The sequence below is a fragment of the Rhodococcoides trifolii genome (assembly GCF_014635345.1).
Taxonomy (GTDB): Bacteria; Actinomycetota; Actinomycetes; order Mycobacteriales; family Mycobacteriaceae; genus Rhodococcoides; species Rhodococcoides trifolii.
In genome coordinates this window covers 348,893-374,496 of sequence record NZ_BMCU01000002.1, presented here as the reverse complement: position 1 = coordinate 374,496, position 25,604 = coordinate 348,893, and the positions used below count along the sequence as shown (strand labels likewise).

The window sequence follows — 25,604 nt, the reverse complement described above, 5'->3', positions numbered from 1 at the left end:
GGTGGCCGGGCCTGACGGCTGGGTGATCGCCCCCACCGCAGAGGAGTGGGAGACGGCGTCGGACGTCGACAAGGAGTACGCCACGACGATGGCGGTGCATCTGCTTTGGACGCTGACCGGGAGGGTGCTCGGCACCTTCCCGGCGGCGGTCCGCCCGTGCTTCGGGACGCAGGAGCACACCACCGCATGGCGCGGTAACGGTGTCCGCGACGGGTATTGGTGGCCCGGCCTCGTCGCGGGCACCGGCACGTCCGGTGCGTGCGGGTGCGCCGATGGGTGCGATTGCTTCGGTGTGAACCAGTTGATGCTGCCGGGTCCGGTGGCGTCGGTGACCCGCGTCCTCATCGACGGGGTGGTGGTCCCGTCGTCGGCGTACAAGGTGAAGGACCGCCGCTGGTTGTTCCGCACCGACGGTCAGGGGTGGCCGCAGGCTCAGGACCTCACCGCCGCCGATACCGCGGTGGGGGCGTTCCTGGTGGAATACCAGCGCGGTGTGCCCGTCCCTGCTGCCGGGTTGGTGGCGGCGGCGGACCTCGCGGTGGACCTGCTTCGGGCTCGCCTGAACAAGCCGTGCAAGATCCCATCGCGCGCGCAGAACGTGTCCCGGCAGGGCATCGAGGTACAACTGATCGACCCCTACACACTGTTCGAGTCGGGGCTGACGGGTCTGCCGTCGGTCGATCAGTGGATCAGCGCGGTGAACCCGTCACGGTTGCGGTCCCGGTCACGGGTGTATTCGCCTGACGCACAGCGCGTGTCGAGGTTCCGGTGAGCGATGTCTACGTGGCGGCAGCTCGGTTGCTGGACAGGTTGGTGATCGAACTGGCGTCGTCGCGCGCGGGGGAACCAGCCGTCGCGACGCTGCACACGGGCGCGTCGGTTCCGGACTACGGGTGCTGCATCGATGGCGACCTCGAGGGATTGGCAGTGGTGCGCATCGGCCCCGTCTCCCCGTCGAAGTCGTGGCCCCGCCCGCTGAACGAGCAGGTGCGGCAATCGGATGCGGTGGAGTACTCCGTGCTGCTGGAGATGATCGTGACGCGCTGTTACAGCACCCCCGAAGATAACGGCCTGCCCACGATGGGTGTGCTGGATTCGTCGGTCCGCGACGCGCAGGACGACGCCGCAGCGATGCGCCGCGCCGCCCGATACACATTCAAGGAAGCGATCCCTGGGCCGTGGGCGCCGCGCGGCCCGATGGGTGGTCTGCATGGCGGCACCATGACGGTGACAACGCTGGTGCACCTGGACTGCGGACCCGATGTGATTCCCCCGCCGATCGACGAGGTGGTCATGCCCCTCGACGGCGACCCGCGGTTCTGATCGGGGAAACAGTTTGCACAGTATCCTCGCGGTATGACCATCACCGTGAGAGCTGAGTGCACCACCACCGAGTTCGACGAGGGCGTCGTGTTCGACATCGAACGCGATGAGCGGGTCGACAACCTCATTCGAGACGGCCGCCTGTCGCTCGTGGAGGACGTCGAGGCGAAGGTCGACGCCGCACGAGAGCGCGCCGACTCCACCGAAGTCGAATCCACGCAGGCGCAGGAAGCGTTGGACCAGGCGCGTGAGAAGGCGGAGGGTGAGCTCGCGGAGATGCAGGACGCCCTCGACGAACCCGGTGGGCCGGAGAAGAAGCCGGGCCGCGTCCCCAAGCCGAAGGACTGACACCGGTGGCCGGTCGAGTCGAAATGCACCGGGCGACAATGGAACGCGCTCTGCAGCAGGCCGCCGTGCGGTGGGGTGACCGTGCCGGCCAAGCCGTCGTGAACGCCGCCCGCGCCAACTGCCCCACCGATGAAGGCCGTCTCCGCTCCTCCATCACCCACACTGTCACCGCCTCCCCCGGCCGTGTACGTCTGCGCGTCGGGTCCGGCCTCGAGTACGCCCGGTACGTCCACGAAGGAACCGGCATCTACGGGCCGAAGGGCAAACCCATAGTCCCCGTCACCGCGAAGGCACTGAAGTTTCGGCAACCGAAGATGATGGGCCCGCTGCCCGCCGGGGTGCGCAACCTGCCCCGCAACCGGCGACCTTTCGTGTTCGCGAAGTCCGTGAAGGGTTCTCCCCCATCGCCGTTCCTGTCCGACGCGTTGAAAGACGTGTTCGGCACCGTCATCGTCCGCGACAACCCCCGCACCTAGAACAGGATCCGTTCATGCCACCCACACCTCCCAAGGCCACCGCTTCCCGCACGCCGAAACCCTCCCCTGTGGAGGACGTCGACGCGTCTTCGATCCCCGACGATCTGCAGTTCACCAGCAGCGTCCCCGACGCCGAAGCGCTCGCTGCTCGCACCGTCAGCTTCAAAATCGACAATCAGGTGCTGAAAGCGGTTCAGCCGACCAAGGGCGCACTGACCTTGCTCAGGTCGTCGCTCTCGTCGAACGCCACGGAGTCCGACCGCATCTGGTCCGTCATCAACTTCTTCAACGTCGTGCTGACTCCGGAGTCGAAGGAGTGGCTGAACCGCTACATCAATAGCCCCAGGTTCGACGACGACGTGCTCGGTGACGTCATGACCGGCCTCGCTACCCATTGGGGCGCGGAAGACCTGCTGGGCGCACCGGACGCCGACGCCAGCAAGGGATCGGGACCGAACCGCGCTCAGCGTCGCGCGGCCGCCAAAGACGACTGATCGGTGCCGCAGCCAGCGTGGCGCCGAGAGGTACGCGGGTGGTCGCTGAACGGCGTGCTGATCCGACTTGGTGAGCACCCGCTGGACACGTTGGTGGGGATGCTGCTGATGGACCACCCGATGGGCTGGGTGGTTGGCACCCCCGCCGACCCAGCGGACTCGGACCGCCTTGCGGGCATGATCCTGAATCCGCAGGAGGGCATCACCGACGTGATGCTCGAGGACATTGCTGACCACATCGCTGACGCGTACTTCGCGCGGCCGCGGTGGCAAGCACGCCGGCTGTGGGAGAAGGCTTTCGGGCTGTGGCCAGAGCTGGACGGCGAGCTGTACGGGAACGGGGTCGACATACTGTCGGCCCCGGCGGACCGCGCCACCAACATGGTGTACCGCTTTCTGGTGCACCGGATGCGGCACGACAAGTCGGCGTCCGAGTCGTTCTTCGAGGAGATGTCCCGCCCGCCTGTCGGCGTTGCCGCGCGCGCAGCCCAGCGACCGAAATCGAAAGACGCGGCTGCGGCGGACTGGAACGCCACCGCAGCGTTGGTGGCGCAAGCGCAAGGTTAGGGACGTTTCGGCTGGTAGCCGATACCCTCATGGGTAGATGTCGCTGGCTCCGGGCCGGACAACCAAGTGTTCTGGTTGTTCGAGGAGGCCGTGGCGGTGACGGAGCCCTTCTCAACTGCCGTTGTCGACGCCGAACTGAACTGGGGCAACCTCGACACCGCGCTTGAAGAGAAGGTTCGCCGCGCGGCGCGCAAAGCATCGCAGGTGGCGCAACGCGAGTTCGACCGCGGGCGCCTGACCGCTGAAGTCAAGATCGAACCCATCCTCGGATCGTCGTTCGAGGAGCGCGTCCGCGCCATGGCGAACAGCCGCATCACCCGCGGCATCTCGGTGGAAATCGACCCCGAGTTCGGTTCCGACTTCCAGGCGCGTCTGCGGGCCATCGCCATTGCGCGGAACTTCCGCATCCCAGTCGAGCTCGAGATCGAGAACCTGTCCGAGGTCACCGCCCAACTCGAAGCGATCACCCGCGATCGGACACAACGCATCCGCATCGAAACCACCGGCGGCGGAAACGGCGGAGCCGGAGCCGGAGGTGGTGGCGCAGGGGGAGGTTCGGGCGGGGGCCGGAGCACGATCGATAGCCTCACCGCCGCCACCGAGCGGCTCACACGCGCGCAGATGGCGCAGGAAACTGCAGCCGGCCGCGTGCGCGTGGAAGAAGCGCGCCTCAACGAGCTGCGCAACCAATCGAACGTATCCGCTTCACGGTTGATCGCAGCCGAGGAGTCTGTAGCCCGAGCTCGCAGGGCGAACGAGGACTCACTTCGGTCGGTGCAGCGTGCGCAGCAGAACGTGCGCGAAACCCGAGACCGGACCAACGGTGACGACGATACAACGTCGCGGATCAGTCGGTTGTTGTCGCGATTCGCGCAGAACGGCGCCGTCAGCATCAGCGCTATTGCGTCGGCCGCACGACTCGCCACCGTCCCCCTTCTCGCGATGGGCGCGATCACGTTCGTCCCGCTCATTGCGTCCGCCACGCAGGCGTTGGGCGTTATCGCGCTACTACCCGGAGCGGCTGCTGTCGCCGGCGCCGGGCTGGCGTCGTTGGTCATCGGGTTCAACGGCATCGGGTCCGCGTTCTCAGCCCTCTCCGACGACACCGCGTCCGCAGCGAGCAACGGCGCATCCCAGGCGCGGGCAGTCGAGTCCGCTCTGCGGCAAGTCGAGGACGCCGAGAAGGGTGTCATCAAGGCCAAGAAGGACGCCCGCGACGCGGAGAAGGACGTCACCCGCGCGCGCAAGGACGCTCAGGAGCAACTCGAAGACCTCAACCTCGCGCTCCGAGGGGCGTCGCTGTCGGAGAAGGACGCGGTCCTTTCCTTGAAAGAGGCTCGGCGCGACCTGTTGGAGCTGGGCAAAGATGGGCCCGTCGACCCACTGGACCGGGAACGCGCACAGCTGCGGGTAGCGGACGCGGAGCAACGACTACTCGAGGTGCAGGAGAAGAACAAGGACCTCGCCGAAGAGACCCGCGACGCCAACATCAAGGGTGTCGAAGGGTCGGATCAGGTCACCGAGGCGAAAGAGCGTCTGGCCGAGGCGAACGACCGTGTGCGCGAATCGGAGCAGCGGGTCATTGACGCGCAGAGGGCCGTCTCGGATGCCCAGTCGCAGACGGCCGGCGGGGTCGACAAGGTGGCGGCGGCGCTCGCGAAGCTGTCACCGAACGCGAAAGAGTTCGTGCTGGCCATGCAGGCTCTCGGACCGTCGTGGACCGATCTTCGTAAGACCGTGCAGGACAGGTTGTTCGAAAACCTCGGTACGTCCGTCACCGCGCTGGCCAATGCGCAGCTCCCCGGCCTGAAGGTCGGGCTGTCGGGCATCGCTGACGTCATAAACAAGAACCTCATCGGCGCGCTCGCGTTCCTCTCGACGGAATCAGCGAAGTCCGACTTCTCCCGCATCTTCGAGAACGCCCGCGTCGCCATCGACAACCTCCTTGGCGCGTTTGGCAACCTCGGTGGCGCGTTCCTCGACATCGCCGCCGTCGGCTCCGACTTCCTCCCCGGCCTCACCGGACCGGACGGCTTCCTCGGGTGGACACAACGGTTCGCCGACAAGATCAAAGAAATGCGGGAGAACGGCGACCTGCAGAAATTTATCCAGGGGGCGATCGACAAGTTCGGTGAACTCTGGACCATCGGCGGCCAGATCATCGAGCTGATACGCAACATCTTCGGCGGGTCGAAAGAGACCGGCGACAGCATGCTCGTGTCCATCTCCGACACCCTCACGAAGTGGAACGAGTTCCTCGGTTCCGAAGAGGGACAACAGAAGATGAAGGACTTCTTCGAGGACGTCCGCCAAACGTGCTCTGAAATCGCAGGAATCATCGGCGGCATCGTGTCCGGCATCTCCGAAATCTCGAAGATCAACGACACACTCGGCCTCGGGCAGGGCGGCAACAGCAATTCGCTGCCCGACAACATCGGCTCCAACGGGCAAGAGGTCGTTGGCAAGAACAGCTTCTTCCCCGGTTTCGAGAAGGGCGGTGTGGGCGACAAGATCGGCCAGTTCGGAGGCGACGTCGCGGACTTCTTCAGCGGAGACGCCTGGTCATTCCTTAACGCCAGAGATGGCGAGTCCCCGTTCCAGGCATCGATGCGCTTGGCCGGTGATTCGTTCTCCGAATTCGGCACCAAGATCAGCGACGTAGTCACCGCTGCGCCGGCGCTGTTCGGCCTGCTGAAGGACCAACTGACCGGTCTTGCCAACAACGCCTACGACAACGTCACCACCCGCGTCGGCTCCGTGTTCGACGGAATGGGCACGAAGATCACCGACACCGTCAACAGCATCACCGGCACCGCCATCCCCGCCTTGCAAGTCGGCGTGACCGCCGTCGGTGACTTCTTCGGCGGACTTGGCACTCGCGTCGCGAGTGTCTGGGACGCCATCGTCGCCACCATCAAATCTGCTGTCGGCCGCATCGGGCGGTTCTTGGTTTCGTTGCCCTCGGTGAAAATTCCCGACATCCCTGGCGTTCCCGGCCGAGGCACCAGCATCGGTTTTCAGGACATCGGTCAATCGATGGTGAACTTCGCGGCGATGCGCAGCGGCGGTCTCGCGCGCGGACCCGGCGGCCCGACCGACGACCTCATCCCCACGATGCTGTCGAACGGCGAGTACGTGAACAGGGCGTCGTCAGTGACACCGAAGACGTTGCCGCTCCTCGAAGCAATCAACGGCGGCTGGGTGCCCAGCGCGGACTTCCTGCAGGCAATGGTCTACGGCAACGTACTGCGCCGCGCGGGCGGCGGCCTGGTGTCCGCGCAGCAGGTCAACGACTTCCCCCGCAGCGGCGGGTTAGAGGGTGCACCGTACGTGTGGGGTGGCGTCAACTGGGGTGACTGCTCCGGTGCCGTGTCGGGTGTCGTGAACTACGCCGTCGGTGACGACCCGTTCGGATCCCGCGGCGCGACCGGCAACTTCGACACGTGGCTAGCAAAGAAGGGCCTGCTGCCGGGGCTGGGACCCGCGGGGTCACTGAACGTCGGCTGGTTCAACGGCGGCCCGTACGGCGGTCATACCGCGGCGACACTGCCGGACGGCACGAACATCGAGATGGGCGGCGGCCGCGGCGACGGCCAGGTCGGCGGCGGTGCTGCGGGTGCAGACGATTCACAATTCACTGACCACGCGCATCTGCCACCCGAATTCTTCGCGGGTGGCGACAGGCTGCCGGGGGAAGGTGATCCCTCGTTCGGGTCCGGTGGCGGCACCTACTCGGGCGGCGGCGGCTATGTCGGCGGCGGTGGTACTTCCGCTGCGTACGACCCCGCAGCAGTCCGCATCGGCACCTCCGGTTACTCCCTCCCCGATACCGGACCCTCCATCAGCGGCGCCGGCGGCGCAATGGCCGACCCGTACAGCATCGGCACCGGCTCCTGGGCCGAACGCATCGATGCCGGAAACCGGTGGGCCGCTGACCAGAACTTCGGCACCCAGGCGGAGAAGTGGGGATACGACGCCCTCGGCTCCATCGCGTCGGACTTCCTCGACCCCATCGGCTTGGGCGGCCTCGCCAAGGACCAGATCGGCACCGCGTACGAGGCGATGATGGCCGCCCGCTCCGCCGCCAACTCGCAGGGAACGGGAGACGGAAAGTTGGCCGACACCATCATCTTCGAGGGCATGGACCCGCAGAAGACCGCGCAGGAAAACGAACGGATGATGCGGTCCCGCACCACACCCGCCACCGTCACCACCAGGAACGGGGGCTGACCCAGTGACCACCAGCTTGTGCGCGGATCCCAGCGAAAACCTCGCCACCCCGATGAAACTGATCCTGCGGGACGACGCGGGCAACGATGTCGACACCCTCGACATCCACGGCATCGAGTTCGGCGGCCAGGGCGTCACTCTTCTCGAAGGGTACGAGAACTTCCACCACCCCGACTTCACGTTGCCCCGCGAATCCGGTGCGTACCAGATGGGTTCGACACCAGGCATCCCCCGAATCAACGAGCGGTTGCCGACGTTCATCCTCGGCACACAGGCGGCAACCGCAGCACAGCTGGAAGCGGTGGAGACGCGGCTGTGGAAGTTCCTGTCGATCTTCCACGAGTGCGTGTTGCAGTACCACTCGCACCTGTCGGAGCCCCGCGAGATCCGCATCCGCCTCGAGCGGAAACCGAAGGACCAATTGAAGCAAGGTCCCGGCCTCCGCCGCTTCGGGGTGTGGGAAATCATCTCCCTCGCATGCGATCCGGCGTGGGTGTCGCAAGAAATCAAATTCGCGATCAAGCGGTCCGAGATGACCAACGTCGGCGGCGGGGTGTACGAGGCGACGTTCCCGATGCAGAACCCCGCCGACTTCGGCTGCTACCCCATTTTCGCGTCCAACAGCCTCGAGACGACCACCACGGTGACGCTCCCCGACCGCGATACCGGGCGGGTGGTGAAGCTGCCAGCGCTGACCACCGGCCGCGAGTTCCTGTGCCGCACCGACCCGATGCTCCGCACCCTCCTGGTTCGGGACAACACGTTGGCCCCGTGGGTGGCAATGAACGCCCGCGCATTCGACGACGACCCCATCGAACCCGGCCTGGTCGACCCGGTGAACGTGCCGGTGCGTATCGAGGGCGGAACCGCGAACACAACTGTCACTTTGTATCTCGCGCAGCGGTGGCAACGCTGCGCCGGCGGAGAGGTCTGACCCATGGCACTGAAGGACGACGTCGCCGCGCTACCCACGACGATCACCGGCGGCACGACAATCGGCATCAACAACAACGCGGTGGTGATCCACCGGGCGCTGCAGGACCTCGCGAAGCTGCTGGGGTCCAGCACCATCGGCGCTTCTCTGGTGACCGCCGCCAGCGCCAGCGCGGCACGCGACGTGCTCGACCTCGCCGAATACATCCAGGACACCGTCGCCGGGTTGCTGAAGGCGGGTGCAGGTGTCACCACGACGTACGACGACGCGGCGAACACGTTCACCATCAACGCCACCACCGGTGGTGGATCGACGGACCCGGAGGTGGTGCGAGACACCATCGGCGGGGCTCTCGTCGCCGGGTCCGGTGTGTCCATCACCGTCAACGACGCAGGCGACACCATCACCATCGCGGCGGCCGGTGTCCCCGCGTCGGCACTGACCTCCGCAGTGCAGGCGTCGCTCGCCAAGGCGGACAGCGCGGTGCAAGGAACGGGAACGAACGCGACGGTCGTCCTCACCCAGGCCGCGTACACCGCTCTCGCGACGAAGCTGTCCACGACTACATACCTGATCGTCGGCTGATGCCGCTCGCCGTCGGCTCCGCCACCCCATCCGCGGTGTACCAAGGGGCGCAGCCAGTCACCGCGATCTATCAAGGGTCAGCGCTGGTGTGGTCCGCCGCCTCGGCCGACCCGTGGGCCAACACACCCTTGGGTGTCACGGCGGTGACACTGTCCACCGCACCGACGGATGGCAACACCATCGCCCAGAACCGGGCCGCGGACTTCCAGCAACTGTCCGACCTCGGGATCAAGCACCTACGAGTGCTGGTTCAGTGGCCCGACACCGAGTACAACCAGGGCTCCTACGACTGGACGACCACCGACACGTACGTCAACGGTGCGTACGCGAAGGGCATCAACATCCTCGCGTGCGTCACCTATGCGCCCGGATGGGCCCAAGGCACCCAAGGGCAAGGTGGGGCGCACGGCGCCCCCAACAACCTCACCGCCTGGACCAACTTCGTCACCGCAGCAGCAGACCGCTACGCCGACAAAATCTCTCACTGGGAAATCTGGAACGAAGAAAACATCCAGCCCAGTTGGTACCCCACACCGTCCGCCGCGGCGTACAAGCCGTACCTGCAGGCCGCGTTCACCGCGCTCAAAGCCGAGAACCCGAACAACGTCGTCATCACCGGAGGCACCGCACCCACCCTCACCTCCGGCCCGCAGATCAGTCCACCGAAGTTCATGACCGACTTATACGCGGCCGGCGGGAAGCCGTACTTCGACGCGGTGGCGTTCCATCCCTACGACGTGCCCTATCAGCTGTCCGCGCCGTCATCGGATCAGTGGCGTTCCCAGCAGCACATCACCGGCATCCGCGACGCGATGGTCGCCAACGGCGATTCGGCCAAGAAGATGTGGTTCACCGAGTTCGGCGCGTCGACACCGACACCGCCGGGCGATTACGGCGTGTCCGAGTCCCAGCAGTCGGTGCTCCTCGCGGACGGCATCGACTACATGCGGTCCCTCTCCTACTGCGGGCCGATCTTCATCTTCGACTTCCGTGACACCCACACCGGAACGTCAAACGACCAGGAGAACTACGGCATCTACCGCACCAACCGCACCGCGAAACCCGCTGCCGCGCAGGTACTGCAGAGGACCACCTGATGACCTACCCCGCGAACAACACGTACCCGGCCATCAACACCTACCCCGCCGGCGGAACCACCACCCCCGTCGACCCCGGCACGCCCACACCCGGCGGCCTGACGTGCGACCAGGTGCGCGCCGAGATCGAAGCGATGGAACGGCAGTTCCAGAAGAAGATGCGCTCGAAGGTCACCATCGACGTCTACGACGGCAACTGGTCCGAGGACTCGCACCAACACGTCGTCGGTGAAATCGAAGGCGACTGCGAAGAAATCCTCAACGACACCGGCGAATCCACCATCAAGATGTTCGCCGAGCACAAGCTGGCCGACTGGATCGACGACGAGCTCGACGACGACGAAGACGTCCACATCATCATCACCATCGAAGGTGTCCGGTGGTCCGGACTGGCCGCCGACATCATCGAGCAGGGAACGGAAGACGGCAAAGAATACTTCACTCTGCAGTGCATCTCCGAGTACGAACACATGAAACGCGTTGTGTGCTACTGCAATCCATTCTTCGCCGCAGAATTTCAGTACCCGAAGCTGTACGCGTACGCCGGTCCCTCCGTCACAGGCGTGAAAACGCTGCTGTTCCTGAATCTGCTGCGACGATTCGCGCCGCTGTGGGCTCTTCCAGAGAACCTGTTCGACCCGTCGTCATGGCAGGACAACCTCAACCCGAACAACTGGCCGATCGTCGTTATGCCGGGCAATGTCCTCACCGACACCAGCATGTGGACAGTGCTGTCGACGCGCATGGGCATGTTCCACGACGTCGTGGCCCCCACGCTCTCCGACGCGAAGCTGCGGATCAAGCTGACCCGTTGGATGCCGGGCGACGTCCAACCCGCCCCCAGCCACTTCACCCTGACGAAGCCGACGCTGTTGGTCGACGTCATAGACCAGTCGGGGTACGTCGGACCATCCGGAACTCTGCTGGACGGACTGCTGCACTTCGGATCGTCCGTGGCCGCGGACCTCATCAACGAGGTCAACACCGCGTTCAACTACAACGCGGACGAGCCGGAATACCAGATCCCTGGATTCCTCGGGACGGTGTCCGAACCGCGGTGCGTGTTCCGCAAAGCGCACCGCACCGGAGCGACGGGCATCAGTTCGTGGGAGCGGCACCGCATCAAATCCAATGCGTCCATCGTGATCACCGGCGGTCACAGCCCCGACTGGGTGAACACTGGCCTCAAGCTCTTGGTGAATGGAATTCTCGGCTACATCGGGGCGATGTTCGGCAACCCCGGACTGACCCTGGGCATCTTCGATTCGCAGATCGAAGACGTCGTCCTTGCGTTCCACCGCGTGGGCAATCCGATCAAACAGGCGAAGATGGGCTTGCGTGGCCCGCCTCTCGGCGAGGTGTTCGAGTCGTCCGGCGGGACCGGGTTCAGTCTCACTGCGCTGCAGGCCATCCGCGTGGGAATGTGGCGGTCGCGGCCGATGCAGACGTTCAAGTTCACGGTCCGCAACGGCGCTCCGTACTGGATCGGGTTGGACATTGATCTCGGTGACCGCGGTCTGTTCGAGCACGGACGCCGGCGGAAGTTGCACTCGGAGCGGGTGCATTCGCGGAAGGCTGCTTGGGGTCGCGACCGAGATGCAAAGTGGACGATGTCGATTGGTGACGACAAGCCGATCGATCAGCCGGGTGCAGTGTTGGCCCGATCGGTGGAGCAGGTGCGCGGAATCATTCAGAGTGTCGGCGTATCGAGCTGAGCATCCCAACGCGGATACAGTGTGAACGTATCCAGCGACAGGAGACAGTGAATGCCACGAGGTAGCAACGGACAGGAGTACGTCGAGAAGGACGGCGTGCTCCGTGATCCGAAGACAAATATCGTGCTCGCGCGGCGGCACCCACATCCGTACAAGGACGTGTTCAACGCGATCCCCACGGAAGCCGGAATCGGGTTCGACATCCCAGACGGAATCAAGCAACTGCTCGCGATCCACTGCTTCGACAACCTCGGTATGTCCCCGCCGCAGAACCCGCGGTACGAGTACGTGCCGCCGGCTGGCACTCACACGGTGAACGGCCAGAATGCGGTTGGGTCGTGGGAGCCGCCGGTGCAGGGCCGCAAGACAGCGAAAGAAGCGGACCCGGAGCGGGCAGTGGTAATTCCTGATCCTGCCGGGTGGTCGCAGAACAAACTCGCGGCGATGGAAGCGGCGGTCAAGCGCGAAAAGATGCGGCAGGCCGCGATTCTCGGCGCGGATGCCGGCGTCGCCGCTGAGCTCGCGGCATCCGAAGGGTTGGACGACTACCAGTGACGTCACCCGACAAGCCGACGCCCGCGCGGTCACGGAACTTCAACAACCTGCACACCCTGCAGGATTACGACCAGTCGTCGGCTGCATCGGCGGCGAACCAGGACATGTTCGGCCTGGCGGAAGGCGCTCGCGGGAACCTGCTGTCGAACATTCTCGGTGGGTTCGTCAACGGCATTGGCGGGTTCATCGCCCAGTTCTTCGCCGGGGTCTTCGGTTTGACCGGTGGGTTTCTCGACCTAGTCGGTGGGTTCATCGGAGTTCGCAACGACGCAGAAGATGCGGTGGCTCAGGCCGGCGCAGTCACGGCCGACATCACGGAACTCACCAACCGAGTCGAAGCGCTCGAAGGCGGAACCACCACAATCCGCACATACGCCTTCAACTCCACCTGGAGCAGACCCCCAAATCTCATCGAACTAGGAGTAGCCGTCGAGGGCGGCGGACACTCAGGACGAACTGGAAGTACCACCCGAACTGGCTACGGCGGAGACGGCGGCCTCTCCGGCGGGTACCGGTTCCAATGGTTCAAGGGAGACACACTCACCGTCGTCGGCGCGACGGAAGACGTCGTCATCGGAGCTGGTGGTGCCACCCCGTCGCAGGCCGGCGGACAGAGCAGGTTCGGCAATCACATTGTCTCCATCCCCGGCATCGGGGCGGTGTTGTCGATCGAGGGATCCACCGTCTCAAACTCCGCAGCAGAGCGTGGAGGCTCCGGCGGAAACGGTGCCGACGGCAACACCGGCATCCAGCTCACGGGCGGGCAACCCGGTGGCTCATCAGCATTCGGCCAAGGCGGAACCGGCGGCACCACGTCCGGCGGGACCGGCGGCAATGGAGTCAACGCGACCATCAGCCCACTCACCCGAGGTAACGGCGGGTCGGGCGGCGGAGGCGGCGGAACGGGAGTGTTCGGCATCAATGGAGGACGCGGCGGAAACGGCGCATATCCCAGCGGCGGAGGCGGCGGAGGCGGCGGACGCAGCGCGTTCGGAACAAGCGACGGGCCGGGCGGAATCGCGTCGGACGGACGAGTCACCATCATCGAAATTACGAGCGGAGCGGCGTGATGCCAGTTGCATCGAAGTTGACGGGGCCACTCGAAGGGAAGGCAGGAGAAGCGTTCGGCTACAGGCTGTCCGAACCGTTCAACGGTGTCGACTACCTCATAGTCACGAGGATCGACTGGCCGCAGTGGGGCTGCCAGGAGACCCGCGTAGTCCCAGCCAGTCGGCTCGTAGATGAGGACGGCACCGAGCATGTCGTGCAGCTCGTCGACGGCGAGCACACGATGTCCATCAGTATCGAACTCGCACTGTGTACGCACGAGGAGGCGTTGCAGTCGATCGGTTACACGGTCACCGATGGCTGAGCGTCACCTGCTGACTGTGGAGCAGTTGCAGGACATCCTCAAACACGATGGACCGACGGACATTTGGTTGGTCGAAGACACCGGCGACATCACCGTGGTGCCGGACCAGTCGATCGCACCGTTCATGCGCGTTGGGCACTGGCCCCGCTACCTAGCCCGATCCCTCACCATCGACAAGATCGTGCTTCAGCACATCAACGACCCCAACCCTCAGCGCGGCTACCTCACTGCGCTCACGTTCATCAACCGCGAAATAACGCGCATGACACCGGACAACACCGCCGCCGCACGCATGGGTGAAGCGCTCGGCAAGCTGGTCACGCAACTCTTCACCGCAGGCCAGTAACCCGAATTCGGTCTGTTACCCGTCTATCCTGGACCTACTGCTGCTGGCTGCGGGCCGAGCAACCCGGCTACCCGCTGAGGTGACCCCGCCCGAATGCAGCAACTTCTCGACTTCGCCTCCACCCAAATCGACCCCGCCGCCATCAAGGCCGCCGGGTACGGAGGCGTCATCTCCTACGTCTCCACCTCCCGGCCGGGATCGAACTTCGGCGCGAAACCTTTGACCCGCGACTACGCCGACCGGTTGCGCGCTGCGGGACTTCACGTGGTGTCGAACTTCCAGTACGGCAAACCGGGAGGCACCGCGCCGTCGGACTACACCCGCGGATTTGACGGCGGCGTCGCCGACGCAAAGACGGCGATGCGCATTCACGCCGAGGCCGGAGGTCCGGCGAACGCGCCGATCTTCTTTTCCGTCGACGAGGGCATCACCCTGCTCACCTGGAACGAGGTCGCGTCTCACTGGTTCGAGGGCATCAACTCCGTACTCGGCAAAAACCGCACCGGCATCTACGGCTCATCGCTGGTGTGCGCGTGGGCGATCGAGGACGACCTCGTCGGCCACTCCACCACCGAGGGGAAACGGTGGGCGTGGCAGACACGCGCCTGGTCCAAGGACCAGCGCGAGGACGCGGCGGTGCTGTTCCAGACCGTCGTGGACACCGCATCGAAGCCCGGCCCGCTGGTCGGCGGTACCCGCGTCGACGTGAACGACGTCCTCGCCGACGACTTCGGCCAATGGGATCTGCAGCCCGCGGTCTCACCGACGCCCACCCCCGCACCGCAACCAGCTCCTGGAGGAATCGTGGTCTCACGTACGGGCGACCCGATCTGGATTCCGGACGTGCTCCGCGCCGAGGGTCTGATCTGCCACATCTTCGATGGAGCACTCAACAACGGGCACGGTGACTTCGGCCTGATCTGGGGCATCGTCGGCCACCACATGGGCTCAGCAGGAACCTCTGGACCCGGCTCCATTGCCAGGCATCCGTCCCTCGGTCTTGCTTCTCAGCTCTACCTCGGACGCAACGGCGAGTACACCCTCTGCGGCGTAGGCATTGCCTGGCACGCGGGCGAAGGTTCATGGAACGGACTCCCGAAGAACGACGCCAACTCCCGAACCATTGGCATTGAAGCCGAGAACAGCGGCACCGAGGGTTGGACCCCGGTGCAGTACGACGCATACATGCGCGGCGTGGGCGCCATCCTGCGCGCTCTCGAGTACGGCTCGGACCGCTTCATCGGCCACAAGGAGTGGGGCGCGATCCAGGGCAAGTGGGACCCCGGTGGCATGGACATGAACAAGGCCCGCCGCGACTCCCAGGCCGTCATCGACAGGAGACCCACCGTGGCCATCGTGAACGAGATCGACGAGTCCGCCAAGCGCAACCCGTGGGTCGGCGACCGGGTGCGCCCCGAAGAGATCACCATCGGCGCCGACCAGCTCGGCCGCCTCGGCGTGTTCACCAACGCGCACATCTACTTCCACCCCACCACCGGCGCGTACCCGATCCCGCACAAGGACCCGGCGATCGAGAAGTCCGGACTGTTCGAGGCATACGGAGCGCTCGGCTACGAGCGCGGCATCCTCGGCTACCCGGTCCGCGAGTTCTCGCCACTCGACACCCCCACCGGCAAAGGTGCGGTGCAGGCCTTCCAGGGCGGTGTGCTCTACCGCAAGGACGGTGCCGACGGCTACGTCGTGCACGGCGAAATCGGCAAGCGCTGGGCGGCAGAGGGTTACGAGAAGGGCGACCTCGGGTGGCCCATCTCGAACGAGACCGTCGACGCCAACGGCAACCGCGTCCAGCTCTTCGAGAACGGCTCCCTGTACTGGCACTCGACGTCGGTCGTGAAGCTCACCCGCCGCTGAACCCAACACATCTCGGCGCAGACAGCGCAGAGAGTCTCCACCAACCAGAAAGCGAAAACTGATGTCCGCACCAATCACTTCTCTCGGCTCCCGCGTATTTCTCCTCGACGTACTCGACCGCACCATCAAGACGTTCATTCAGAACGTGCTGCTGTTCCTCGGCGCCGGCGCAGTCGTCACCACCGTGTCGTGGCAGGCAGCGTTCGGATCCGCCGGACTCGCCGCCCTCGTGTCGTTCCTCATCGCTCTCGCCTCCGCGACAGCGATCACCTCCGGCAACCCACTCGTCGACATCCTCGACCGAGCAGCGCGCACGTTCTTCGGATCCCTCGTCGGCGCCATCCCGGTGACCGGTGGCCTGCTCGACGTGCACTGGGGTGACGCGCTCACTATCGCCGGAACCGCCGTCCTCGTGTCCGTGCTGACATCGCTTCTGTCTCTGAACCTTGGTGCCACCAAGGGCATCCCGACGCTCGCACCTGTCGCACCCGCGGTGCCGCAGACGATCAACCCGACGGGCAGCATCACCGAATTCCGCAGCTGATGCAGCCCTACGTGTTCCGCGTCATCCGCGAGAAGGTCGGGGGACAAACGGTCCGCGTGCTGCTCGAGCCGTACACGGACACCCAGCGCGTCAACCTCAGCGACGGCGACGAGTTCATCGCCGGCGCATTGAAAACCGATCCGTGGGACGAGTCGTGATCGACTTCTTCATGGTCGGGGGAACGTTCAACCCGGGCGGTGACGGCGTCACACGCGCTTTCACCGACCGGCTCGACAGGAGACGCATCAACGTCCGCTACGTCGCGTACCCCGGCACCGCTCAGTTCGGTGACAGCGTCCCCGCCGGGGAACGCGCCTTGGCCAACGCGATCGACCGGTCCAACGCAGCCTCCCAGATGGTCGGCGGTTTCTCGCAAGGCGCGATCATCGCCGGGAACGTCGCCGCGAAACGCCCGCTCGCCGGGTGCGCACTCATCGCTGATCCGCTGCGAGCTGAGGGGACCGAACCGCTGAACCGTGGCGTCGGCGGGTACGGCATCCTCGGCTCCCGACGCGTCCTCCCCACCTGGCTGTGGCAGGTCGCAGCAGCCGGTGACCCCATCTCCGCGCTGGTGAAGGGGTCACCACTTCGGGGCCTGGGGGACGTCGCGGAGTTCGCGTCACAGAACCCTGACGTGTGGGTGCGCGGAATGCTGGACAAGGCGCAGCACAACGGGTTTCAGCCGTGGTGGAACCCCGCGTACTGGCGTGACTGGGGCACCGCAGCCGGGTGGCTGAACAACTACCTCACCCAAGGCCGGCACACAGCGGCGTACGTCGACGAAGGGCTTTGCGCCCAGCTGGCCACCAAGGTCAATCAGGCTGCCGCCCGCCGCCCATGAACCAACCGTCCATCGTCGTCGGGGAAGGAGGTGAACCCGCCATGTTCTTCACGTACCTGCAGCTGCTTCTCAACAGTTTCCTGTCGCTGATCCAGCTCGGCTTCTGAGGTCGCGAACTGTCGCACTGTCTCCCCTCCGTCTGTACTGTATGTGGATACAGACCCGAGGGGAGACAGTTGTGTCAAGGCCGTACGGCTACGCCGACAACCGCACAGACATCGTCGAGCAAGAAGCCGCAGTGATCCGCCGCATGGCCGAACACCTCACCACCGGTGGCCACCTCCGAGCCCTCGCCACACAACTCAACGACGAGCACATCCCCACCGCCTCCAACTCCTCCTGGCACCCCATCACCATCAAGCGGGCGCTCACAAACCCTCGCATCATCGGCATGGCCGACCAGGACGGCGAACTCGTCCCCTCCGCCACGAAGCCGATCCTCGACCGCGACACCTACGACAAACTCGTCGCGCTGTTCACCGACCCGGCCCGCTCCAAGTTCACCCGCACCAACGGGCGCGTCCACCTCCTCTCAGGAGGTATCGCCCGCTGCGGTATGTGCGGCTCCCAGCTGTACGCCAATGTCTCCGGTGACCGACCAGACCAGTACCGCTGCTCGAAACGAGCACAGGGAGGGTGCGGACGCATCGGCATCAAAGCGGCGGACCTCGAAGCCGAGGTAGTGGAACGGGTATTGGCCCGGCTGTCCGACGCCGTGATGCGCCGCGAACTGACGAAAGCGATGAACGAGCTGCACGCACCGAACGCAGCGGAGAAGGAACTGGGCGAGTTGGAGTCGCGGCTGGTGGCGTTGGGTGAGGACTACGCCGACGGCATCATCGAACGCGCCACCCTCAAGGCGTCTACGGAGCGGATCCGGCAGCGCATCGAGAACGTGAAGTTGCAGGCCGCTCGCCGCGAGGTGCTCACCGACATTCCCGAACCGAGCGCGGAGCAGGTGGTGCAGTGGTGGGAGCAGGCGTCGAAGCGCCGGCAGCGTGACGTTGTCGCCGCTCTTCTCGATCACGTCACTGTCATGCCGTCGCAGAAGCGGCCGCTGCGCGGGTTGAACCCCGACCGGCTCCGCTGGGAATGGAAGTCCGCGTGAGCTACACGTTCGATCTGCACGACGAGCTGCAGAACGCTGGCAAGTCGGCGCCCGGGCACGAAGACCTGTTCATGGAGCCCGACGACGATTACAACGCCTGGTGCACATGCGGCAAGTGGATCGAGCTCGGCACGTACGACCTTTGGGACCACATCGACGCCATCATTACCGATGACCTATCGAAGCACTCAGCCGAGTTCAACGACTGGGTGACGTGGCTCCGCGCCGAGCACCCAGAGGCATTCGCGGACTAGCCCTCCTCGCAGACCGATCCGTACCGGTCTACGACGACGTTGGCGACATCCTGCGTGATGGCCAGGCCGTAGTTCTTTTCAAACTCGACTGGCGTGGTCTCCCGAAGCGACTCAACCACACCAGCTCCCGCGTTCTCCTCGACAGCGCACAATCCGATCGCGTAACCGACGAAGCTCTGCGCTTGGTCTTCCGTCGTGAAGGGGAACACCTCGGAGACCGCTTGCACGAATGTCGTCGCACCCGGGTAGAGGTACTGCAGAAATTCCATGCTGGCTATATCAATGGTCGGCGCAGCGACCGAGGTGGACGTCGCGGCCACCGATGTGGCGGGCACGACCGTCGTGGTTGCTGTTGTTGCTTCGGCGTCGGTGTCGCCGCTGCGTTCCGAACAACCAACTACTAACGCGCACAACGTCCCGACCCCCAGTGCCACCCGGAAGGCTTTGCTGCACTTCTGCTGCATGATCCGAATTCGACCTTCCAACTTTGAGGACAATTCCCCTGGTCAAACTATGTGGGGCGGGCGGGGCTCGAACCCGCGACCAATGGATTATGAGTCCACGGCTCTAACCGACTGAGCTACCGCCCCATCTCGCGCCCGACTGCGCGCGCGCCACATGCTACCGGCACGGCCCCGCGCAAGCGCATTCGCGGAGGGCCGCCATTCGGGTGTCCATCTGCTACCTTGATTCTGTACCAGAAGTTTGTTTTAGGCTGTAAAACAGGCACTGAAGATCAACAGCGTCGCGAGAAAGGATGCCTGCCGGTTTCGCGGGAGGCCGGTGCTATGACTTACTCGACCAGCGTGGCGGATGTGTTCGCACCCATGTTCCGGCACGCGCCCGATTTCGTGTCGGTGTCCGACGTCGAGGGTCGAGTCCACTACGTCAACCCAGCCGGATCGGCACTGATCGGTCTTCGCTGGGACGCCACGCAGAACCTTTCCATCGACGACGTGTTCACCGCCGTCGGTGCGGATCACGGCACGGACCTTGCCAGCTCCGTCCGCGACGCCGCTACATGGACCGGTGACGCAACCCTCCTCCATCTCGTGACACAGGAAAGGATCCCGGTGTCGACTTCAGCTTTCGTGATCAACGGCACCGGTGACGATCGGCCCATGATCGCCTCGATCCACCGGGATCTCCGCGACCGTCGATCACACGATCAGCAGCTGCAGAATGCTCTGGACTCGTCCAGCTTCCGCGTCTCCGAGCAGCGTGTGGTGGCCGAGTTGAGTCAGCTCGCGCTGCGCGGACGCCTCGACGAACTTCTCGCGTCCGCCGCCGACGCCGCCGTCGAACTGATGGGCGCCCGCTGCGCGTTCGTCACCCGCCTGCACACCGCCCCGGCCACGCTCGAGACCGTCGCGCAGAGCGGGTCCTTCCTTCCCTTCGGCAATCTCCCGCCCGCGCTGGACTCGCTTCCCGGGTACGCAATCGACGTCAACCGCGCCGTGGTGTGCACCGACCCCGCTTCCGAAACCAGATTCTCGGCCGACATTCTCGGTGCACACGGCCTGCCCAACGGGGTGGCGGTGCCGATCGCCGGAACAGGACGCGCCTGGGGTGCACTCACTGTCCTCGGCACGACGAACAACTCGGTGGCCGCCGGTGATCTCTCCGTCCTCGACACGGTGGCCGACATCCTGTCCGCAGCGATCAGGCGCGTCGACCTCGAGGCGGAACTGCGCTACCGCAGCCTCCGAGACCCGCTGACCGGTCTCCCCAACCGGGCGCTCGCCTACGACCGCATCGACAGCGCTCTCGAACGACACGCCGGCCGGAACACGCACACGGCCGTCATGCTGATCGATCTGGACGACTTCAAGTCGATCAACGACTCGCTGGGACACGAAGCCGGAGACGCCGCCCTGATCGGTCTCGCGCAGCGCCTCGCCCGTGCCGCACGAGCCGGTGACACCGTCGCGCGCCTCGGCGGTGACGAGTTCGTCGCCGTCTGCGAGAACATCGAGGATCCGCAGGAGTGCTACGCGATGGCCGAAGCCTTCGCGGAAGCCGTCCGGGCACCGATCGTGTTGGACGGCAACGAGCTTCAGATCACGGCGAGCATCGGTATGGCCCTGGCCGAATCGGCGATGGTGGGTGCAGAACTGATCCGCCGCGCCGACGTCGCCATGTACCGGGCAAAGGACAGCGGACCGGACAACACCGCGATGTTCGACACCGACGACCGTGATCAGGCGCGACGGCAACTCGCCCTGTCGACCGATCTGCGCGGAGCGCTGGATCACGACGACCTCACCCTCGAGTATCAGCCGATCTTCGACATCGCGTCCGGCCGAATCACGGCGGTCGAGGCGCTCGCTCGCTGGAATCACCCCACACTCGGTGTGGTCAGCCCGGCCACGTTCGTACCGGTCGCCGAGCGCACCGGGTTGATCAACTCGCTCGGGCTCTGGGCACTGCGCACCGCGTGCGAGCAGGCGGCCGAATGGCAGGCCATCTCCGACATCGGCATGCGTGTCAACGTCAGTGCGCTGCAACTGCGTCAGCCCAACTTCGTCGCCGAGGTCACCGCGGTCCTGCTGAACACGAAACTTCCCGTCGGCAAGCTTGGGCTGGAAATCACCGAGACGGTGTGGCTGGCCGACACCGTCCAGGTGCGCGACGCGTTGACCGCGCTGCACGCACTGGGCGTGTCGATCCTGCTGGACGACCTCGGCAGCGGTCACAACTCGGTGACCTACCTGAACCGCTATCCCGTCATCGAGGCCTTCAAGATCGACCAGGCGTACATCCAGGCGATGCCCGGGCGACGTCCCGAAGCGATCGTCTCGGCCATCGTCTCCCTCGCCCACGCCTTCGACGTGTCCGTGGTCGGTGAGGGCGTCGAGACGCAGACCCAACTGGACCGCCTGCGCGAGAGCGGATGCGATCTGGCACAAGGGTTTCTGCTCGCCGGTCCGGCCTCTGCCAGCGAGGTCACATCGATGCTCCTCGAGCGTTCCGCGGGCTGAAGTCCACACCGCGACACCCGTCGAATCGACACCGAGGCGCAGCCGTCCGCTTCACTCCGTAGGGTGGGTCTTCGACACCAGAGTCCGGGCAGTGTTTTACACCCGCACGCCCTCGGGTAAGTACGGAGGATCATGGACCCCGAAGTGCAGCACGAGCCCAGCGAAATCACCTACGACGAAAAGTTCTACCCCGCGCGGCCTCGCCCGCTGAAGCCGTCCGTTCGTCGAGCCCACCGAGGTGCTACGTCGATTCCCGCCGGCGATGCGGACGCATCGAATCCGGAGTACGTCGCCTGGCTCACCGCGCAGTCGATGTTGCAGGACGCCAAGCTCATCGCGGAGCAGCTGTCCGGTAAGGGCAGCATGTGGCAGAACCCCTACGCCGACCCGAATCCGCGCGGCGCTGTCGAACGCGCCGCAGTGTGGTTCACCGCCTACCCCATTTCGCTGATCGCAGCTCCGGGCAAGAGCTTCCTCGGCACCCTCGGTGACGAAGAGTTGTGGCAGGCGTTCTCCGAGATCGGTGTCACCGCAGTGCATACCGGCCCGGTGAAGGAAGCCGGCGGCATCCACGGTTGGCGGCCCACCCCATCGGTCGACGGCCACTTCGACCGGGTCAGCATGCAGATCGACCCCGCGTTCGGAACCGAGGAGGAGTTCCGGCGGCTGTGCACGGTGGCCGCAGCGTACGAGGGAACCGTCATCGACGACATCGTCCCCGGCCACACCGGCAAGGGCGCCGACTTCCGGCTCGCCGAGATGGCCGTGTCCGACTACCCCGGCATCTATCACATGGTGGAGATCGAGCCCGAAGACTGGCACCTTCTCCCCCGCGTCCGAGCGGGAGCGGACTCGGTCAACATCGACGCCGAATCCGAAGCCAACCTCGCCCGCGCCGGCTACATCGTCGGGCAGCTCCAACGCGTCATCTTCTACGAGATGGGCGTCAAGGAAACCAACTGGAGTGCCACTCCGGTCATCACCGGCGTCGACGGCAAGGACCGCCGCTGGGTCTACCTGCACTACTTCAAGGCCGGTCAGCCGTCCATCAACTGGCTCGACCCTTCCTTCGCGGGAATGCGTCTGGTGATCGGCGACGCGTGTCACTCGATCGCCGACCTCGGCGCCGGCGCACTTCGGTTGGACGCCAACGGATTCCTCGGCGTCGAGCGGCGAACCGAGGGACCCGGCTGGTCCGAGGGCCACCCTCTGTCCGAAGCGGCGAACCACCTCATCGCCAGTGTGGTGCGCAAGATGGGCGGCTTCACCTTCCAGGAGCTGAACCTGACCATCGACGACATCAAGGCGATGGGCACGTCGGGCGCAGATCTGTCGTACGACTTCATCAACCGTCCCGCGTACCAGCACGCTCTGGTCATGGGTAACACCGAGTTCCTGCGGTTGACGATGAATCTCTCGCGCGATCACGGCGTCGACCCGGCGTCCTTGGTGCACGCGCTGCAGAACCACGACGAGATGACCTTCGAACTGATTCACTTTGCGACACTGCACCGAGAGGACGAGTTCTCCTACTGCGGAGACGTTCTCAAGGGTGGGGACTTGGGCGATCAGATTCGAGCCGAGCTGACCGACCGGCTGACCGGTCGGTGGGCGCCGTACAACCGGACGTTCACCACCAACGGAATCGCCTGCACCACAGCCAGTGTCATCACGGCCTCGCTCGGTATCCGCGATCTCGATCGCATGGACGAGTCCGACGTCGAGACCGTCAAACGTGCTCACCTCATGCTTGCGGCCTACAACGCATTGCAGCCCGGAGTGTTCGCACTGTCGGGATGGGACCTGCTGGGTGTGCTCCCCATCCCGGCCGACGAGGTGTCGGAGCTGATTCGCGAGGGCGACACTCGCTGGATCAACCGTGGGGCACACGACCTGATGGGCGCGTCGCCCGACGCAACCCGGTCCGAGTCCGGCATCCCGCGTGGGCGAAGCCTTTACGGAACGTTGCCGGATCAATTGAGCGACCCCTCGTCGTTCGCGCGTCAACTGGGACGCATCATCGACATCCGGAGCCGGTTCGGCATCGCCACCGCGCAGCAGCTCGACGTTCCCAGCGTCTCGCACAAGGCGCTGCTGGTGCTCGTCCACCAGTTGGGCGACGGGTCGATCCAGTCGACGGTCATCAACTTCTCGCCGGACGAGGTGCAGGCGACGGTCATCTCGAAGCACCTCACCGTCGGCGCGTCCGTGATCAATCTGTTCACGGACGACGAGATCGCGGTGGTCGACGAACTCGGCGGCTTCCCGATGACCTTGCAGCCGTACGAGGCCGTACCGGTCATTCTGCGCGGCTGAGACGTTCGAGTCCCGAAGTTCGACACGCCCCGAAGTTCGAGCTTCAGCGGCTCATAGCTCGATACCGGTCGCCGCCCGGACCGTCTTCCACAGATGGTCGCGGGCGGCGTCGGTGTCCGTGCGCCACGGCGGGTAGTGCGTGGTCCGCGGGCTGCGGTCGTGCCAGAACAGCCCACTGCTCGCGAGGGCCTCGTCGGCCGCAGCGAGCCACACGATGGTGTCCGCGCCGTCCTTCGGGCTGCGCAGGAGTCGCCCGATGACGCGGTCGAAGCCCGGTAGCGAGTCGGTGACGCCGGGGGTGTTGGCCCAACCGGGATGCATGCTGTGCACAACGGGGTCGTCCTCGCCGGTGAACGCCGCGGCGAGTTGTTCTGCGACAACGATTTGCATGCGCTTCGTGCGCGCGTACGCGGTGATACCCCGGTACTTGCCCTTCTCGAACTCGAGGTCGTCGAACGCCATCGGCACGGCGTACATTCCGCCGCTGCTGACGAACACCACCCGCGACGAGTCGTCGAACAGCGTCCGTAGTCCGGCCGTCAGCGCCACAGGGCCGAGAACGTGTGTCGCGAAAGCGGATTCGTGACCCTGCGGTGTGGTGATGCGTTCGGGCGGCATGACGCCGGCGCAGTGGATCAATGCGTGGATGTCGGTGAGCTCGCCGAGCAGAGTGGAGGTGAGGGACGCGACGGCGTCGAGGTCGCTGATGTCGCATTCGCGGACGACGAGATCGGCGCCGGGCACCGCCGCGCGCACCGACGCGGCCGAGTCCTCGAGGCGCTGCGCCGATCGGCCGACCATGTGCACTCGGGCACCCAATCGTGCGAGACCTACCGTGGTAGCCGCACCCAGACCTGAACTGGCTCCGGTGACGACGACGTCGAGTGGCGCCGGAAACGCCGGCGCGTCCGAGGCCCAGAAGCGGCGCCGGACCGCGGGACCGATCTTGCTGTATCCGGGCACCACGGCCGCGTCGAGCAGGGTGTCGACCGTACGCGTCAGAAAGCTCATGTCACCACTGTGCCCGATCGTCGGTGTGACTAATCGACTCGCAGACCGTGAGCTGCCGCATACGCCAAAGCCTGGAACGAATCGACCGTTGCTCCTGTGAGCCGCGCCGAAGTCCACGCGTCGGCGTCCAGGACGGCGCCGCGCAGATCGGCTTCCTCCAATCGCAACCCGGCGGTTCGAGCTCCGGCGAGGTCTGCGCTGGACAGAACGGCCTTGCGCAGATCCGCGCCGACCAGGTTGGCCTCGCGCAGCCGGCACCCCGTCATGTTCACCGAGCGCAGATCGACGCCCCCGAGCGAACAGAGAGTGAAGTCCACCTCGTCGAACGTCACCGGACGCAACCGCGACTCGCCGAACGTCGATCCGAGGAACGTCGAATGCCGGAACGTCGCGTTCCACAGCGTGACCTTGCGGAAGGTGCACGTGCGGAAGGCCGACGCCTCGTGCACCGATTCGCTCAGATCGGCCCCGGTGAAATCGCAGTCCGTGAACACGACTCCGCGGGTGGTCAGTCCCGACAGGTCCGCGTCGATGAAGGAGCAGTCGGTGTACGTTCGCCCGTCCCACGATTCGCCGGAAAAGCGTTCCTCGGTGAACGCCTTTCCGACGAAGTTCGTGCTGTCGTCAGTCATTCG

At 65.3% G+C, this 25,604-nt stretch carries 26 protein-coding genes, 1 tRNA gene and 1 pseudogene; 24 read left to right on the top strand and 4 right to left on the bottom strand.

Annotation, left to right across the window (positions count from 1 at the left end):
* Nucleotides 1-22 precede the first annotated feature (22 nt).
* The 22 genes and pseudogenes from IEW02_RS08820 (at nucleotide 23) to IEW02_RS08715 (ending at nucleotide 18,661) form a co-directional block, all read left to right on the top strand.
* Nucleotides 23-772 (top strand): hypothetical protein, encoded by a 750-nt coding sequence (locus IEW02_RS08820; protein ID WP_188544433.1) that lies wholly within the window; start codon nucleotides 23-25, stop codon nucleotides 770-772.
* The gene (locus IEW02_RS08815; protein WP_188544432.1) at nucleotides 769-1,323 is read left to right on the top strand and encodes a hypothetical protein; all 555 of its coding nucleotides are present in this window, start codon (nucleotides 769-771) and stop codon (nucleotides 1,321-1,323) included. Before IEW02_RS08820 ends, IEW02_RS08815 begins: the two co-directional genes overlap by 4 nt.
* Nucleotides 1,324-1,356: 33 nt before the next feature.
* A complete protein-coding gene (locus IEW02_RS08810; RefSeq protein WP_188544431.1) occupies nucleotides 1,357-1,671 on the top strand; it encodes a hypothetical protein in 315 nt (104 codons plus the stop codon).
* Nucleotides 1,672-1,709: 38 nt separating this feature from the next.
* Complete coding sequence (locus IEW02_RS08805; protein ID WP_188544430.1) at nucleotides 1,710-2,147, top strand: HK97 gp10 family phage protein; 438 nt, start codon at nucleotides 1,710-1,712, stop codon at nucleotides 2,145-2,147.
* A gap of 14 nt (nucleotides 2,148-2,161) precedes the next feature.
* Nucleotides 2,162-2,641 (top strand): hypothetical protein, encoded by a 480-nt coding sequence (locus IEW02_RS08800; RefSeq protein WP_188544429.1) that lies wholly within the window; start codon nucleotides 2,162-2,164, stop codon nucleotides 2,639-2,641.
* Between the two features lie 3 nt (nucleotides 2,642-2,644).
* Nucleotides 2,645-3,208: a hypothetical protein gene (locus IEW02_RS08795; RefSeq protein ID WP_188544428.1), complete on the top strand. Its 564-nt coding sequence runs from the start codon at nucleotides 2,645-2,647 to the stop codon at nucleotides 3,206-3,208.
* Nucleotides 3,209-3,304: 96 nt separating this feature from the next.
* Nucleotides 3,305-7,438: a hypothetical protein gene (locus IEW02_RS08790; RefSeq protein WP_188544427.1), complete on the top strand. Its 4,134-nt coding sequence runs from the start codon at nucleotides 3,305-3,307 to the stop codon at nucleotides 7,436-7,438.
* Between the two features lie 4 nt (nucleotides 7,439-7,442).
* Nucleotides 7,443-8,372: a hypothetical protein gene (locus IEW02_RS08785; protein ID WP_188544426.1), complete on the top strand. Its 930-nt coding sequence runs from the start codon at nucleotides 7,443-7,445 to the stop codon at nucleotides 8,370-8,372.
* 3 nt (nucleotides 8,373-8,375) lie between these two features.
* Nucleotides 8,376-8,957 (top strand): hypothetical protein, encoded by a 582-nt coding sequence (locus IEW02_RS08780; RefSeq protein WP_188544425.1) that lies wholly within the window; start codon nucleotides 8,376-8,378, stop codon nucleotides 8,955-8,957.
* Nucleotides 8,957-10,054, top strand: a complete 1,098-nt coding sequence (locus IEW02_RS08775; RefSeq protein WP_188544424.1) for a cellulase family glycosylhydrolase — start codon at nucleotides 8,957-8,959, stop codon at nucleotides 10,052-10,054. The genes IEW02_RS08780 and IEW02_RS08775 overlap by 1 nt, the downstream gene beginning before the upstream one ends.
* Nucleotides 10,054-11,769: a Gp37-like protein gene (locus tag IEW02_RS08770; protein ID WP_188544423.1), complete on the top strand. Its 1,716-nt coding sequence runs from the start codon at nucleotides 10,054-10,056 to the stop codon at nucleotides 11,767-11,769. Before IEW02_RS08775 ends, IEW02_RS08770 begins: the two co-directional genes overlap by 1 nt.
* Nucleotides 11,770-11,820: 51 nt before the next feature.
* Entirely contained in the window at nucleotides 11,821-12,324 is a 504-nt protein-coding gene (locus tag IEW02_RS08765) for a hypothetical protein (protein WP_188544422.1), read from the top strand.
* Nucleotides 12,321-13,394: a glycine-rich domain-containing protein gene (locus tag IEW02_RS25340; protein ID WP_188544421.1), complete on the top strand. Its 1,074-nt coding sequence runs from the start codon at nucleotides 12,321-12,323 to the stop codon at nucleotides 13,392-13,394. The genes IEW02_RS08765 and IEW02_RS25340 overlap by 4 nt, the downstream gene beginning before the upstream one ends.
* Nucleotides 13,394-13,696 (top strand): hypothetical protein, encoded by a 303-nt coding sequence (locus IEW02_RS08755; protein WP_188544420.1) that lies wholly within the window; start codon nucleotides 13,394-13,396, stop codon nucleotides 13,694-13,696. Before IEW02_RS25340 ends, IEW02_RS08755 begins: the two co-directional genes overlap by 1 nt.
* Complete coding sequence (locus tag IEW02_RS08750) at nucleotides 13,689-14,042, top strand: hypothetical protein (RefSeq protein WP_188544419.1); 354 nt, start codon at nucleotides 13,689-13,691, stop codon at nucleotides 14,040-14,042. The genes IEW02_RS08755 and IEW02_RS08750 overlap by 8 nt, the downstream gene beginning before the upstream one ends.
* 93 nt (nucleotides 14,043-14,135) lie before the next feature.
* A pseudogene (locus IEW02_RS08745) lies at nucleotides 14,136-14,789 on the top strand (DUF1906 domain-containing protein); the annotation flags it as partial.
* 57 nt (nucleotides 14,790-14,846) lie between these two features.
* Entirely contained in the window at nucleotides 14,847-15,914 is a 1,068-nt protein-coding gene (locus IEW02_RS08740) for an N-acetylmuramoyl-L-alanine amidase (protein WP_188545245.1), read from the top strand.
* Between the two features lie 61 nt (nucleotides 15,915-15,975).
* Nucleotides 15,976-16,458, top strand: coding sequence for a holin (locus IEW02_RS08735; RefSeq protein ID WP_188544418.1), 483 nt, complete (start codon nucleotides 15,976-15,978; stop codon nucleotides 16,456-16,458).
* Entirely contained in the window at nucleotides 16,458-16,616 is a 159-nt protein-coding gene (locus tag IEW02_RS08730) for a hypothetical protein (protein ID WP_188544417.1), read from the top strand. The genes IEW02_RS08735 and IEW02_RS08730 overlap by 1 nt, the downstream gene beginning before the upstream one ends.
* The gene (locus tag IEW02_RS08725) at nucleotides 16,613-17,299 is read left to right on the top strand and encodes an alpha/beta hydrolase family protein (protein ID WP_188544416.1); all 687 of its coding nucleotides are present in this window, start codon (nucleotides 16,613-16,615) and stop codon (nucleotides 17,297-17,299) included. The genes IEW02_RS08730 and IEW02_RS08725 overlap by 4 nt, the downstream gene beginning before the upstream one ends.
* Nucleotides 17,300-17,477: 178 nt before the next feature.
* A complete protein-coding gene (locus IEW02_RS08720; protein WP_188544415.1) occupies nucleotides 17,478-18,407 on the top strand; it encodes a recombinase family protein in 930 nt (309 codons plus the stop codon).
* Complete coding sequence (locus tag IEW02_RS08715) at nucleotides 18,404-18,661, top strand: hypothetical protein (protein ID WP_188544414.1); 258 nt, start codon at nucleotides 18,404-18,406, stop codon at nucleotides 18,659-18,661. Before IEW02_RS08720 ends, IEW02_RS08715 begins: the two co-directional genes overlap by 4 nt.
* Here IEW02_RS08715 and IEW02_RS08710 read toward each other — a convergent pair.
* Nucleotides 18,658-19,125, bottom strand: a complete 468-nt coding sequence (locus IEW02_RS08710; protein WP_188544413.1) for a hypothetical protein — start codon at nucleotides 19,123-19,125, stop codon at nucleotides 18,658-18,660. The genes IEW02_RS08715 and IEW02_RS08710 overlap by 4 nt on opposite strands.
* A 52-nt stretch (nucleotides 19,126-19,177) precedes the next feature.
* A tRNA-Ile gene (locus tag IEW02_RS08705) sits at nucleotides 19,178-19,251 on the bottom strand.
* 198 nt (nucleotides 19,252-19,449) lie between these two features.
* On the opposite strand from IEW02_RS08705, the gene IEW02_RS08700 reads away from it, so the two are divergent.
* A complete protein-coding gene (locus IEW02_RS08700; protein WP_188544412.1) occupies nucleotides 19,450-21,642 on the top strand; it encodes a sensor domain-containing protein in 2,193 nt (730 codons plus the stop codon).
* 132 nt (nucleotides 21,643-21,774) lie between these two features.
* Entirely contained in the window at nucleotides 21,775-23,958 is a 2,184-nt protein-coding gene (gene treS / locus IEW02_RS08695; protein ID WP_188544411.1) for a maltose alpha-D-glucosyltransferase, read from the top strand.
* Between the two features lie 51 nt (nucleotides 23,959-24,009).
* On the opposite strand, the gene IEW02_RS08690 is transcribed toward treS, so the two are convergent.
* Nucleotides 24,010-24,969 (bottom strand): SDR family NAD(P)-dependent oxidoreductase, encoded by a 960-nt coding sequence (locus IEW02_RS08690; RefSeq protein ID WP_188544410.1) that lies wholly within the window; start codon nucleotides 24,967-24,969, stop codon nucleotides 24,010-24,012.
* 29 nt (nucleotides 24,970-24,998) lie between these two features.
* Nucleotides 24,999-25,601 carry a pentapeptide repeat-containing protein gene (locus tag IEW02_RS08685; RefSeq protein ID WP_188544409.1) on the bottom strand — a complete coding sequence of 201 codons (603 nt, stop codon included), beginning with the start codon at nucleotides 25,599-25,601 and terminating at the stop codon, nucleotides 24,999-25,001.
* Between the last annotated feature and the right edge of the window lie 3 nt (nucleotides 25,602-25,604).